The following is a 14122-nucleotide window of genomic DNA, read 5'->3' as shown; positions in this document are numbered from 1 at the left end:
GTACTGCGTAGAAGTGGGAGAGTAGGTCGCCGCCTTTTTTTTAGAGAAACCTCTTATTCATTCGAATAAGGGGTTTTTTGTGTTTAATAGGATTTCTTCAACTTTACCCATCTATTAATAAAACTCACTTAAAGATGGTTTATTAACTATAAATTGGCTCTCCTTTAGTTATATCAGGTAGATATTTGTACGGTGGATAAATGTTTTTAGTGTGGTTGTATTTGTTCTTTTGCTTAATATTTAAGAAGTTAATGGCATATTACCTCAAAAAACCTTCTTAATTTGCCGAAAAATAAACGAAGAATATGAGTCTGAAGAATAAAGTTAGAGGAATAGTATTATTTGGAGTTTCAGCTATGCTGATTCTGAATAGTTGCAACCAAAAGGTTGAGCATTGTTTGCAGGTAGATGATCCTGTTGAGTATGTTAATACTTTGATGGGAACTGATTCTGAATTTGCATTATCAAACGGTAATACCTATCCGGCGGTTGCTACGCCTTGGGGAATGAACTTCTGGACACCCCAAACAAATAAGATGGGTGACGGATGGGGGTATCAGTATGATGCTCATAAAATCCGTGGAATTAAGCAGACTCACCAGCCAAGTCCGTGGATCAATGATTATGCGGCCTTCAGCTTAATGGCTGTTACCGGTGAGCTTAAATTTAAAGAAGAAGAGCGTCAAAGCTGGTTTTCGCATAAGGCCGAAACAGCTAAACCGCATTATTATCAGGTTTATCTGGCCGATTATGATGTGAATGTTGAAGTGACACCTACCGAGCGTGCAGCTCAATTTCGATTTACCTTTCCGGAGAATGAGTCAAGCTATGTGTTAGTTGATGGTTTTCACCAGGGATCGTATGTTAAGATTATACCTGAAGAAAACAAAGTTATAGGTTATTGTAGGAACAATTCGGGAGGCGTACCCGAAAACTTTCATAACTATTTCGTAATTGAATTTGATAAAGCCTTTAGTGAAGTTCAAACATGGAACAAAGATGAATTACAGAATACTGCTGAAGCAGAAGGCTATCATGTAGGAGCTGTGTTAAAGTTTAAAACACAAAAAGGAGAAAAAGTACATGCTAAGGTGGCGTCTTCTTTTATCAGCTATGAACAAGCTCAATTGAACCTTAACCGTGAAATAGGTAATGATAGTTTTGATTCAACCAAAGAAAAGGCTCATAAGGCTTGGGCAACAGAATTAAATAAGATCAAAGTTGAAGGAGGAACAATTGACCAGCAACGTATATTCTATTCAACATTGTACCGGGTACTTCTTTTTCCTCGCAAATTTTTTGAGTATAATGAGAATAATGAAGTAGTACATTATAGCCCTTATAATGGAGAAGTATTACCTGGTTATATGTTTACCGATAATGGTTTCTGGGATACTTTCCGTGCAGTATTTCCATTCTTTACCATTATGTATCCGGAGCTGAATAATCAGATAATGGAAGGGCTGGTGAATACCTATAAAGAAAGCGGATGGTTGCCTGAGTGGGCTAGTCCGGGGCACCGTGGTTGTATGATTGGCTCTAACTCAGCAGTAAATATTGCCGATGCTTACCTTAAGGGCATGCGCGATTACGATATTGAAACCTTATATGAGGCCATTCTGAAAAATACTGAATCATACAATGAGGAAATAACATCTGTTGGAAGATATGGCGCTTCTTATTATAATGAACTAGGCTATGTTCCATATAATGTAGGTATTCATGAAAATGCTGCTCGGACGCTTGAATATGCATTTGCTGATTATAACATTTATAAGTTGGCTAAAGCACTTGACAAGCCACAGGAAGAAATTGATTTGTTTGCCAAAAGGGCACAAAACTATCGTAATCTGTTTTGTTCAGATAATAACCTGATGAGGGGTAAAAATGCCGATGGTACTTTCCAGGAGCCTTTTAGTGCCTTCAAATGGGGCGGTGCATTTACCGAAGGAAATAGCTGGCACTATACATGGTCTGTCTTTCACGATGTAGAAGGTCTTAAAAACTTAATGGGCGGCAACGAGGCTTTTGTTGGTATGCTCGATAAAGTATTTGATTTACCACCTGTTTTCGATGACTCCTATTATGGATTCCCAATTCATGAAATCAGAGAGATGCAGATAATGAATATGGGACAATACGCACATGGTAACCAACCTATTCAACACATGCCATATCTATATGCTTACGCTGGTCAGCCATGGAAAACACAGTACAGGGTGCGTGAGATAATGGATAAATTGTATACGCCAAACCCTGACGGTTATTGTGGCGATGAAGACAATGGCCAAACCTCAGCCTGGTATGTGTTTAGCGCGATGGGTTTTTACCCGGTTTGTCCAGGAGAAGATATGTACGTGTTTGGAAGTCCGGTTTTCGATAAGGTAACCGTACAATTGCCTAATGGAAATGAGTTAGTTATTGCCAGTGATAACAATAGTAAAGAAAATGTATATGTGCAAAAACTGACACTAAATGGTGTTCAGTGGGATAAAAATTATATTGAGCATGAAGCTCTGCTTAAAGGTGGGCTATTAAAGTTTACAATGGGAGCTGAGCCAAATACAAAACGTGGTGTCAGTGCCAATACTTATCCGCCATCGATGAGTACAGAAATGGAATAGTACAAAAACGGCTTGCAAAAACCTTGCAAGCCGTTTCTTTTAGATGGTGATGATAATATCATCCAGTGCTTTTCTGACCTTGGGCAGATGCTGGTATTTATCGTCAGACGATCGAAAGCCAACGGCTGCCATCACTATTGACGTCAGATTTTTTGATGGTAAGTCCAGAATCTGGTCAAAGGCCTTCTTGTCAAATCCTTCCATAGGGCAAGTGTCAATGCCTTCAACAGCACAGGTTACCATTAATTGTCCAAGGGCAATATAAGCCTGTTTAGCCGCCCAATTAGTAGCATCTTCCTGGCTCATTGAAGCAATACTACCTTTCATCATGGCATCGTATTCAGCCAATGCCTCAACAGGTACGTTGCGCACCTCAGAAATCAATTTGATAAATGCCTCTACATCATCGGATGAAAGATGTGTGTTGGCAGCAAATAACACCAAGTGAGATGCATCAGTTGTTTGCGGTTGATTCCAAGCAGCTTCCTGAAGTTTTTGCCTGATATCATTATTTTCAATGATAATGATTTTGAATGGCTGAAGGCCAAATGATGAAGGTGTAAGGTTCGTAGCTTCCTTTATTAGGTCTAATTGCTCTTTTGATAGTTTTTTATTAACATCAAAATGTTTAGTGGCATATCGCCAGTTCAGTTTTTCTAAAATATTCATATATTATTGATTGTTTTTTGCTTTTGAGAAATAACAACGCACCAGCACTTTTGTTTGGATGATGTTTACTTTTGCTTTCGCCATTTGTTTAATTACTTTTATGAGTGTATAAAGAATCGCCTTTGAGATATTTCAGGAAAACATATGGACTGTCAATAGTCATACTGCTGTTGCTTTTTGCTGCAGAGACTGGAAAAGCTCAGGTCAGACGTTACTCAACCTACACCTTCTCCATTGACGATGGCCTTTCTCAAAACTCGGTGACTTGCATTCTTAAAGATAAGCGTGGGTTTATATGGTTGGGCACCGAAGATGGTTTAAACAGGTACGACGGTAAAGAAGTAACTACTTTCGTTTCAAAAGGGAATCCCGAAGAGGGTTTGATAATTAACACAGTTAATAGCCTTATTGAAGATCGGGATAAAGATTTGATTTACATCGGCACAAATGGCGGTGGCTTAAGCATATTTGATTTAAATGCCGAGAAGTTTACTCATTATCCATATCGAGATTCTGGAAATAGCATTTCGTCGGGTTTTGTATATGATTTATTTAAAGACCAAAGCGGGAACATTATAATTGCCACATCATACGGTGTTAGTATATTCAATCCAGATACTAAGCAGTTTGATAATTTTGAATCTTCGGAGGCCGAAGATGCTGAGTTTCCGTTTGTGGTTGCTACCTCAGTGTTTGCGGATGAAAACGGAGTTATTTGGGCCGGCACATATGGATTCGGTCTGGTGAAGCTGGATGTGGCATCCCGAACTTTTACCCGATATACAAACTCGCGAAAAGAGCAACGCTATAACAGCAATATAATTGATGAGATACGACCATCGGATGAGAGTCGTTATTTGTGGTTGGCCACCGATAATGGGTTTTATGAATTCGATAAAGAAACGGGCCGGTTTAGATTGCTGTACCTCGAAAACACTAAGGTGAGTGATGCTCTGGTGGATAAGAATGGAGGTATTTGGCTGAGTAGTGGATTGGATGGCATCACCTATGTTTCACCTGCTGGTACTATCACCAGTTTAAAGAATGATCCATACGATATTTATTCATTGGAAGAAAATTCGGTGCGTTGCTTATATCTGGATGACAGAGAGCATCTGTGGATTGGAACTAAAAGCAGTGGATGTATTCACATGGATGTTTCGGGTAATCAGTTTGTCCACTATTACCAAACTAAAGACGGAAAGGGAGTTAATGGCAAAACAGTTTTTGCCTTAAGCAAAGATAAGCAACAGCAAGTATGGGTGGGTACCATGAAAGGCCTTTCGATATGGGACGCTTCAACGGGTAATATCAGACCATATTATTTCTTAGACCACCAAGATGATGTATCGGTATGGGCTTTATATAATGATAATGATGACTTATGGATTGGGACTTCACAAGGTCTTTTTAAGCACAATAAAATTAGCCGCTCAACTGATACTTATAAATACATTGAGGGCGATTCCACATCCTTATCCGACAATGAAGTGTTTGCAATAGAAAAGGATGCAGCAGGCAATTTGTGGATAGGCACTGCTTATGGCTTGTCAAAGTTTGATCCTTCTGCCGATAAATTTATTCGCTATCAATTTGCCAATTATGACGGAGCGCTCACCAATGAGATGATCTGGGATGTTTATTGTGATTCAAAGGAGCGTCTTTGGGTGACAACCCAATATGGGGTTAATATTTATCGGCCCGAAACAGATTCATTTACCTACCTTTTTAATACTGATGCTGACACATTAGGTTTGAGTAGTTACAATGTAACTTCAGTTTATGAAGATAGCCGAAATCGTATATGGTTGACTACCAGTAAAGGAATTAATCTGGTTAATGATAGCCTCCATATTATCAAGCATTATGGTGAAGAGCAGGGCTTAGCCAATGCCTATACTTATCATTTGTATGAGCATAACAATGAGCTTTGGGTATCGACCAATAAAGGCATTTCTCGCATTAACCTGGAAACAGAGGATGTGATTAGTTATGATGTTCAGGATGGATTACAGAGTAATGAGTTTAACCCGGCATCTGAGATTCTGGATGATGGAAGGATGTTATTTGGAGGTATTAATGGCTTTAATGTGTTTCATCCTGATAGTATCAAGCAATCAACATTTTCACCACCCATATATTTCACCTCTCTGGAGTTGTATGATCAGGCATTTCAGGATATGGATTCGCTTGCGATAGACCGACGTGTGGTTCGAAGCTCCTTATTAAATTCAGACCAGATTACACTTGATGCTGAGCAGCGTTTTTTTACCATAAACTTTACAGCGCTCGATTATCAGGCACCATTGCAAATAGATTACTACTATCGGATGCTGCCTATTTCGCCCGATTGGATTCCTCTTGATGACAAACGAAACCTTACATTTATTGACTTAAATATCGGACAATACAAGCTGGAGGTGCGTTCCACCAATGCTGAAGGCTATTTCTGTGATAACGCCAAAAGAATTACCATCATTGTTCAGCCTCCATTGTGGAAAGAGCCATGGTTTGTTGTACTTAGTGTGTTGATGGCCATTGTTTTGGTTTACATGGCAGGGCGTCTGTATTATTTGCGTATGAAGCGTGATAAAGAAGTGCTTGAGAAACGGGTACACATACGAACTAAAGAAATACAGCTTCAACGTAATATTGCTCACCGCCAGCGTGATGAAATTGCAAGGCAGAAAGAAGAGCTGGAACATTTGGCTAAGAATCTGGAGGGTATTGTAGATGAGCGTACCAGGGAGCTCAAACTGGCCAAAGAAGCAGCTGAAGAATCAGACCGCTTAAAATCAGCTTTCCTGTCAAATATGAGCCATGAGATTCGGACGCCAATGAATGCTATTATGGGTTTTTCAGAGTTGCTGCTCGATAGTTCATTTAACGAACAGGAGAAAAATGATTTCGCACACCTGATACGAACTAATGGCGATAACCTGCTACATCTTTTAAATGATATTATTGATATTTCAATGATTGAATCAGGGCAGCTAAAAGTAGTGCTTACTCAAATTGATGTGAATGAACTGATAAAAGAAGTTTTTGAAACCTTTAAAACCTCCAGATTACTGCAGGAGAAGCCAGTTATTAAGTATGAGCTGATTTGCGCTAATGAGCCAATTATATTGCAAACTGACGCATTCCGTTTAAGACAAATACTGAATAATCTGATCAGTAATGCGATTAAATTCACTAATTCCGGATATATTAAAGTGGCGCTAAAAGAGGAGGGTAATCAGGCTTTATTTAGTGTAGAAGATAGTGGAATTGGCATCAGCCTTGAGCATCAAACCCGTATATTTGAGCGCTTTTCAAGAATTGATAATACAAATGAGAATTTATATGGTGGGAATGGCTTAGGGCTGACAATCACCAAAAATCTGGTTGAAATATTAAAGGGTTCTATAAACGTTGAATCAGAACTGGGTGTTGGTACCAACTTTTATTTTCAACTACCGCTAACCAAACATAGCTAATCCAGATATAGCTCAGTTCCTGATTTTATCTCGCGCATAACAAAAGAGCTCTGAACGTTTCCGACATTATTAACTGAGGCCAGCTTATTGTATATGAAGTTGTGATAGGTATCCATGTTTTTAGTAATGATCTTTAAGATGTAGTCAAACATCCCGGCAATATGCAGGCATTCTATCACTTCAGGAAGCTTAGCAATTTCTTGCTCAAACTCTCTAATCACATCGTGAGAATGCTGCTTAAGTGAAACGTTACATATAGCAACCAGCTCTTTACCTACCTTCTCTTTATTAACGATGGCCACATATTTTTCTATTACCCCCGTCCGTTCAAGTCGTTTGATACGTTCAAAAACAGGCGTGGTTGATAGATTTAGATGATGAGCAAGCTGCTTGGTCGTCATTTTTGCGTTTTGCTGCAGCAGACTTAGGAGTTTTTTATCAGTCTCATCAAGGTTGATTCTAGAAAAATTTTCTGTTTTGTTCATATTGTATGATTGTGAAAGTGTGAAATATCTAAAATATATAGATAAAATAGAATAATAAACCAATATAATAATCAAGGGTGGCATAAACAACTGCTATAATGTAAATTTGTTAAAAAATAATTCGACGATGAATAAGCAGATGAAGCCAGAGAGTTTGATGATGTCCCATGCATATGATGCCCACGAGCATCAGGGGGCAGTGAAATGCCCTATTTATCAGACATCTACCTTTGCATTTAATAATTGTGAAGAAGGGAAGGCCTTTTTTGAACTAGCCTATGGGCTTAGGGAGAAAGAGGAAGGTGAAGAAATGGGGATGATTTATTCTCGTCTGAATCATCCTAATATGGATATTCTGGAAAAAAGATTGGCTCTTTGGGATGAGGCTGAAGCTGGAGCGTTCTTTTCAAGTGGTATGGCGGCTATTTCAACGACCATACTATCTTTTGTGAAGCCAGGTGATGTGTTGCTTTTCTCTTCTCCAGTTTATGGTGGTACCGACCATTTTATTCATCATGTACTGCCTCAGTTTAATATTGGAGTAGTCGGATTCGTTAAAGGCGAAAAGGAAGACATAATTATTGAGCGGGTTGAAAAGGCCTACCCGGGTAAAAAACCATCCATGGTTTATGTTGAAACACCAGGTAATCCTACAAACTCAATCATTGATATTGATATGGTATCAAGGGTGGCGCGCTATTTTAGTACTGAAGAAAGGAAATGCGTGTTGGCTGTTGATAATACTTTCCTAGGGCCAGTGTTCCAGCATCCATTGCAGTTTGGTGCTGATTTGGTTGTTTATTCTGCCACTAAGTTTATCGGAGGTCACAGCGATGTAATTGCCGGGGCTATTACCGGTGCTGCCGAGTTTGTTGGTCAGGTAAAGGTGATGCGTACTTTCTTCGGAAGTCAGTTGGATCCTAATTCCAGCTGGTTGTTACAGCGTAGTTTAGAAACTATTAAGGTGCGCATGGAGGCACAAGCTAAGAGTGCAAAGGTGATTGCAGAGTACCTGAAAGATCACCCGATGGTAGATAAAATCCATTATCTTGGCATGCTCGATGAAGAGAGTGATATGAAGAAAGTGTTTGATAAACAGTGTTTATCTGCAGGTTCTATGATAGCTTTTGACATTGTAGGTGGCGAAAAAGAAGCATTTATCTTTCTTAATAACCTTAAGTTGTTTAAATTAGCAGTAAGCTTGGGTTCAACCGAAAGTTTAGCTGAACACCCCGCTACCATGACACATGTTGATGTGTCGCCGGAAGATCGCGTGAAACTTGGTATTTCACCATCTTTAGTTAGATTAAGTATTGGACTTGAAGATCCGCAAGATCTGATAGAACAAATAAGAAATGCCTTCGAAGTGGTTACGAAGGCTAATAGTTCGGCCATCTGTTAGGCATTTGGCTTGAATTTGGTTTTTATGGTTAATGTTTTGCTAAGCCGTCCTGTGGTGGGACGGCTTTTTTGTTGCCTCAAAAATGACGAATGCATAACAAATGTAAATTCGTAATCGATATTTGTTATTTTATACGAAAATTATCGGTCTTCGCCCTCAATTACTTCCAATTGTATAATTAATTATATACATTCGTTACAACTATTACCTATCACCAAATAGCTTCTTTATAATCTTTCTAAACTAATGGTAAAAGAGAGGTAAAAAGAACTATATTTGAAATCCCAAAAAATGTTAATTAATATTTTTACAGCTTAAAAACACAGGCACTATGCCTGCTGAGCTGGAGGAATAAACAGGTCATATTTTTAATGAAGAATTGCCTGAAACAATTGTAATCGGTTGAGTTACGTAGGCAGAACCATTGTGGTTATGTGTTGTTAAGTGGATGAAATAGCCATGTTACTTTGCAGAAGTATATAAATTCTGCCAGATGTCATAGTTTCACAACAAATTAAGTTTGAACTCTGATGCAAGTGAAGAATGACTCTTTTAATAATTGGCTTTTAAAATATGTAATGAGGAGGTGGTTGTATGTTATCAACTGTCTTTAAAATATAAATTATGAACGATATCAGTAAAAAGAGGACAGGAAACCTTATTTCCATTCAGGACTCATTGGTGAAAGCCCGATTCTTTGATGATGTGATAATGGGTGAAACTGCAGAGATTTCCGTAGATGGGAAATTCCTCCAGGCGGAGGTGCTGCAGATACTACCTGATCCAAAAAATGCCGATGCAGGTATTGTAGAAATGCAAGTGTTTGAAGATTTAACCGGCGCTAAAATTGGTGATGAAGTGGTCTTTAAAGGGACCCCTTTATCTGTTTTACTAGGGCCAGGACTCCTGACAAGCGTATGGGATGGACTTCAGAATCCGTTGTATAAGTTAAGTGAACAAGATGCTTATTTGACACCGGGTATGAATGCTCCTGCTTTGGACGAGGAGGCTATATGGGATTTTACTCCAATTGTAAAAGTAGGTGATGCTGTTGCAGGAGGAGATGTAATAGGAACAGTGCCTGAAGGTAAAGTGGACCATAAAATACTGGTGCCATTTAGTTTCGGACCATGCAAAGTGGAGAGCATAATCGAAAAAAGTTCGGTTAACATTACACAACAGGTGGCTATTGTAGTAGATGAGCAGGGTAATAAGCATGAGCTTAAACTAGCTTTCCGTCAGCCTGTAAAATCGCCAATTCCGTTTAAAGAACGTGCTATTCCTACTAAGCCGATTTCAACAGGTGTACGGGTGATAGATTTATTAGCGCCTGTAGGCTATGGAGGTACGGTAGGTAACCCTGGACCTTTTGGCGCAGGGAAAACGGTGCTTCAGCACTCACTGTGTAAGTATGCAGTTGCCGATATTATTGTGATGGCAGCCTGTGGAGAGCGTGCTGGTGAGGCTGTGGAGGTATTTAAAGAATTTGCCGAGTTGGAAGACCCAACAACAGGTGAGTCTTTGATGAAGCGTATGTGTATCTTCGGTAATACAAGTTCGATGCCTGTAGCAGCGCGTGAGGCCTCTGTATTTATTGCATTAACCGTAGGTGAGTATTACCGCTATCAGGGTAAAAAAGTAGTCATGCTGGCCGATTCAACATCGCGTTGGGCACAGGCTCTCCGTGAGCGTAGTGGTCGTCAGGGTGATATTCCAGGGCCAGAGGCATTTCCAATGGATATTCCGGATCAGATAAAAGGTATGTATCAGCGTGCCGGTGAAGATCTAGGTACTGGCGGATCGCTTACATTCATCGGAACGGTATCGCCAGCTGGTGGTAACTTCCAGGAGCCCGTTACCCAAGCTACCATGGATGCAACCGGTGGTTTCTGGGGACTTTCTCAGGATCGTGCTGATGCAAAAAAATATCCGGCGATTGATCCTCTGGTATATACAACTTCTGTTTATGATGGTTTCATTTCATGGAAGGATCGCCAAAAAATGCTTACCACCTTGAATGAAGCCAATGATATCGACCAAACAATTAGTACAATCGGTCTGAAAAAAGTGCCGGTATCTAATTACATACAATACCAAAAAGGGCTTACAATCGACTTCTGTGTGATGCAACAAGATGCATTTGAGAAGACCGATGCCTGTACGCGTCCTGAACGTTTGGAAATCATCAATCAAGCGACTCAAAACCTTATTGATAACACGATTGATTTCCAGGCTGGTGACTTGGATGATGAGCAACTGAAGGAGTTAATCAAACACAAGTTTGATGAATTGCGTCAATGGTGGAGAGACTGGAATTACTCAGCTAAAACAGAAGAAGAGCTCGCCAAATTACCTAAAGCAGTGGATAAATTTATTTTACAGGAGGAATACGCCGTATGATAAGGAAAGAAATTAACAAGATAAGCGAAGTAGGGAAAGCCCTGATTTCGGTGGAAGGTAATCCCGGAGTGGCATTAAACCATGTGGTTGAATTATTGGAAGCTGATACCAATCAAAGCCTTTCCTTTGCTAAAGCCATTAATATTACCGAGGATGCAACTCGATTTCAGGTTTTTAATGGTACTGCTGGATTGAGTACAAAAACCAAAATACGTATGCTTGAGGTGCCGCTTACAGCTGGATTCTCGAACAAAATGCTTGGGCGTAGTTTTGACGGTGCTGGCCAGGTGGCTGATGGAGGCCCTGAGGTTATCTTCGAAAAAGAAATTTCGACACGTTTGGATACATTAAACCCAACCGTTCGTAATGTACCAAAACAAGCCTTGTGGACAGGTATACCGATGATTGATGTATTTAATACATTGGTAAAATCGCAGAAGATTCCGATTTTTGCTGGTCCTACAGAGCCTTATAACCGATTGCTTTCGCAAATTGCTCAGGGTGCTCAGGCTGATGTGATTATTTTTGCCGGTATTGGGTTGAAGTTCGATGAGTACCAGTACTTCAAAGATCAGCTTTCACAGTCGGGTAACATCGATAAAACCATCATGTTTACTCACTTGGCTGGTGATTCTCAGATCAAGGGTTTAATGCTCCCTGATGTGGCATTAAGTGTAGCCCGCGAGTTCGGTGATCAGGGTAAAGATGTGTTGGTGTTGCTGACGGATATGACCAACTGGTCAAACATCCTTCGTAACGTGGCTAACTATCAGGATATGATTCCATCACTGCAAGGTTATCCGGGTTCGTTGTATTCTGAATTGGCCAAACGATACGAGGTAGCTGCTGATATTGAAGGGGCTGGTTCGATTACTATTATCGGAGCCACGACCCTTGAATCATTAGAAGATCCGGTGCCAGATAATACAGGTTATATCACAGAAGGTCAGTTCTTCCTGGAAAATGGTAAGCTGAAGTTGGCTCGTTCGCTTTCACGTTTGAAGCAAGGTGTAAACGGAAAAACCAGGAGCGACCACCGTGCTATTATGACGGCCATGGCTTCGTTATTGGCTGATGCCGAGAAAGCCCATGAAGCATCAGAAGTAGGTGCGGCAAATGATCCATATTCACAAAAATTATTGCGTTATCGTACTGACTTCATCAATAATATTGAGGAGCCTTTTGGTGAACCAATTGAGTTGGAGGCAGCCCTTGATAAATGTTGGGCTATTCTAAAACGTCATTTTGAACCAACAGAAACAGGCCTCAGTAAAAAACTGATTGACGAATATTGGGATAAGAACTAATCGGTTATTCTATTAACAAAAATGAAAGAAATGCACGATAATAAAGAAAACCTGGAAAAGATAGTTTCGAAGCTGAAAGAGCAAGGTATTGATGCAGGAGAAGCCGAAAAGCAACGAATCATCGAAGAGGCTAAAAAACAAGCCGAAGAAATTATAGCAGAAGCAGAAGCTCAAAAAAATACAATAATCGAAGAGGCCAATGCAAAAGCAGAGCAGGCAGAAAATAATGCTCAAATGGCTTTAAAGCAGGCATCTCGTGATATGATAGAGGCTACGAAGGTGGCTGTGCTGAAGTACATGGAATCAATTTTTGGCAACATGAGCCATAGCTTATTCACGCAGGAGCAATACCTGCAAGAATTAACCAAAGCAGTGGTGGCTTCTATTGAAGGAAATAAAACGGTATCAGTACCTGCTGAAACGCAAAAAGCCATGGAAGCGTTTATCGCTCAGGCTGGACTGAAAGAATCAGTGGAGTTGAAGCCATTGACTAATAGTGCAGCCAAAATAGTGGTACAATCGAAGGAAAACAGTGGCGTTCAGTTTGTATTAAGTGCTAGTGATATACAAGAGGCCATGTTTACCTTGTTAAATAAAGATTTGGTTGAGCGCATAACCCAAAACCAGGAGGACTAAACATGTCGAACTTGGTTTATTTAATGTGTAGTTTGCCCTCGTTGAAATTTGGCCAGGCACCACCCATCACCATGGATGAGTTTACCGAAGATGCCAGAAATCAACTGTCGGCAAAGCACTTTAAGAAACTCGAACCGGTTGATATTTATCAGGCAACCGATTCGGAAGGGAAGGTGAGTTTGAAGAGTATTGCAGTGATGTTGGATGATATGAAAGAAGACATGGCTGAACTCAGAGAGGCAAAGGCTCAGAAACGCACCCCTAATTTAATGCGACTCCCGGTAACTGTGGTGCATGCCAATCCATTAGAGCGCGAAAAGCAGATTATGCGATGGCAATGGGAAGAACTTGATTCCATCCAGGCTGGCGAATCATTTACTTTAACGGAGGTAATGGTTTATAAACTGCGATTGCAGATATTAAACCGGCTGAATTCCTTTGATAAAGAGCGCGGTTCACAGGTGTTGGCATCAGTCGTTAACCCGCCTAAAAAGAAGGAGGAATAATGGCAGGAGTAAAAATAAAATATACTAAAACAGAGCGAGCCCGTCAGAAAAAAATTCTGAAGGTGTCGTTACGCATGCTGCCTTTGTTCGAAGCCATGGAGAAGTCCTTGATGTCTACTATCAACACAATTGCTGAAAGAATTGAGGAAATTCGTCAGGTGATAGAGCGGAATAACAGGCATGCTGATCCATGGGTAGCTGTGATGAGTGATTCTCACGTTGATATTACGTCATTTATATCGGTTAACAAGGTACTTACGAAGCATATTGATGTGGCTGGAGTGCGGGTTGATCAATATGAAGGTGTGGACTTTAATGTAGCTCCCATTCATGCTGATACACCGCTTTGGGTGGACGATGCTATTGAGTTAATGAAAGAGCAATTACAGCTGATGGCTGAAATTGATTGTCTGCAAAAGCAGATTCATTTACTTGAAGAGGAACTGCTTGATGTGCGTGCCCGTATCAAACTGTTTGAAAATCGCCGCATACCTAATGCAAAAACAGCGATTAGAAAAATTGGTCAGAAGCTGCAGGATGATGAGCGCCTGACAATTGCTACAGCTAAAGTTGTTAAAACCAGTCAAAAGGAAGGAGTGATGGTATGATTACAA

At 40.2% G+C, this 14122-nt stretch carries 10 protein-coding genes; 8 read left to right on the top strand and 2 right to left on the bottom strand.

Annotated elements, in window-relative coordinates; translation table 11 throughout:
- Window positions 1-305 precede the first annotated feature (305 nt).
- Window positions 306-2624 (top strand): GH92 family glycosyl hydrolase, encoded by a 2319-nt coding sequence (locus KDU71_RS17775; protein WP_244828559.1) that lies wholly within the window; start codon window positions 306-308, stop codon window positions 2622-2624.
- Between the two features lie 39 nt (window positions 2625-2663).
- Here the strand turns inward: KDU71_RS17775 and KDU71_RS17770 are convergent, their stop codons facing one another.
- A complete protein-coding gene (locus KDU71_RS17770) occupies window positions 2664-3293 on the bottom strand; it encodes an NAD(P)H-dependent oxidoreductase (RefSeq protein ID WP_212192445.1) in 630 nt (209 codons plus the stop codon).
- Between the two features lie 122 nt (window positions 3294-3415).
- On the opposite strand from KDU71_RS17770, the gene KDU71_RS17765 reads away from it, so the two are divergent.
- On the top strand, window positions 3416-6772 hold the full coding sequence (locus KDU71_RS17765; RefSeq protein ID WP_212192444.1) for a hybrid sensor histidine kinase/response regulator: 3357 nt from the start codon (window positions 3416-3418) through the stop codon (window positions 6770-6772).
- Here the strand turns inward: KDU71_RS17765 and KDU71_RS17760 are convergent.
- Entirely contained in the window at window positions 6769-7257 is a 489-nt protein-coding gene (locus KDU71_RS17760) for an Lrp/AsnC family transcriptional regulator (RefSeq protein WP_212192443.1), read from the bottom strand. The two genes, KDU71_RS17765 and KDU71_RS17760, sit on opposite strands and share 4 nt — an antisense overlap.
- Window positions 7258-7384: 127 nt before the next feature.
- On the opposite strand from KDU71_RS17760, the gene KDU71_RS17755 reads away from it, so the two are divergent.
- The 6 genes from KDU71_RS17755 to KDU71_RS17730 all read left to right on the top strand — a co-directional run bounded on the left by KDU71_RS17755 (window position 7385) and on the right by KDU71_RS17730 (window position 14116).
- Entirely contained in the window at window positions 7385-8659 is a 1275-nt protein-coding gene (locus KDU71_RS17755) for a cystathionine gamma-synthase family protein (RefSeq protein WP_212192442.1), read from the top strand.
- Window positions 8660-9283: 624 nt separating this feature from the next.
- Window positions 9284-11059 carry a V-type ATP synthase subunit A gene (locus tag KDU71_RS17750; protein WP_212192441.1) on the top strand — a complete coding sequence of 592 codons (1776 nt, stop codon included), beginning with the start codon at window positions 9284-9286 and terminating at the stop codon, window positions 11057-11059.
- The gene (locus tag KDU71_RS17745) at window positions 11056-12366 is read left to right on the top strand and encodes a V-type ATP synthase subunit B (RefSeq protein ID WP_212192440.1); all 1311 of its coding nucleotides are present in this window, start codon (window positions 11056-11058) and stop codon (window positions 12364-12366) included. The genes KDU71_RS17750 and KDU71_RS17745 overlap by 4 nt, the downstream gene beginning before the upstream one ends.
- Window positions 12367-12396: 30 nt before the next feature.
- Window positions 12397-13002, top strand: coding sequence for a hypothetical protein (locus tag KDU71_RS17740; RefSeq protein WP_212192439.1), 606 nt, complete (start codon window positions 12397-12399; stop codon window positions 13000-13002).
- Between the two features lie 2 nt (window positions 13003-13004).
- A complete protein-coding gene (locus KDU71_RS17735) occupies window positions 13005-13508 on the top strand; it encodes a DUF2764 family protein (protein ID WP_212192438.1) in 504 nt (167 codons plus the stop codon).
- Complete coding sequence (locus KDU71_RS17730; protein WP_212192437.1) at window positions 13508-14116, top strand: V-type ATP synthase subunit D; 609 nt, start codon at window positions 13508-13510, stop codon at window positions 14114-14116. Before KDU71_RS17735 ends, KDU71_RS17730 begins: the two co-directional genes overlap by 1 nt.
- Window positions 14117-14122 lie beyond the last annotated feature (6 nt).

Source organism: Carboxylicivirga sediminis, assembly GCF_018156225.1.
GTDB classification, from domain to species: domain Bacteria; phylum Bacteroidota; class Bacteroidia; order Bacteroidales; family Marinilabiliaceae; genus Carboxylicivirga; species Carboxylicivirga sediminis.
The sequence above is the reverse complement of the archived record's forward strand: the minus strand, read 5'-3'. Positions and strand labels throughout refer to the sequence as shown.

Coding starts and splice junctions, on each gene's coding strand:
- KDU71_RS17775 (WP_244828559.1), top strand. CDS start 306: ATGAGTCTGAAGAATAAAGTTAGAGGAATAGTATTATTTGGAGTTTCA.
- KDU71_RS17770 (WP_212192445.1), bottom strand. CDS start 3,293: ATGAATATTTTAGAAAAACTGAACTGGCGATATGCCACTAAACATTTT.
- KDU71_RS17760 (WP_212192443.1), bottom strand. CDS start 7,257: ATGAACAAAACAGAAAATTTTTCTAGAATCAACCTTGATGAGACTGAT.
- KDU71_RS17755 (WP_212192442.1), top strand. CDS start 7,385: ATGAATAAGCAGATGAAGCCAGAGAGTTTGATGATGTCCCATGCATAT.
- KDU71_RS17750 (WP_212192441.1), top strand. CDS start 9,284: ATGAACGATATCAGTAAAAAGAGGACAGGAAACCTTATTTCCATTCAG.
- KDU71_RS17745 (WP_212192440.1), top strand. CDS start 11,056: ATGATAAGGAAAGAAATTAACAAGATAAGCGAAGTAGGGAAAGCCCTG.
- KDU71_RS17740 (WP_212192439.1), top strand. CDS start 12,397: ATGCACGATAATAAAGAAAACCTGGAAAAGATAGTTTCGAAGCTGAAA.
- KDU71_RS17735 (WP_212192438.1), top strand. CDS start 13,005: ATGTCGAACTTGGTTTATTTAATGTGTAGTTTGCCCTCGTTGAAATTT.
- KDU71_RS17730 (WP_212192437.1), top strand. CDS start 13,508: ATGGCAGGAGTAAAAATAAAATATACTAAAACAGAGCGAGCCCGTCAG.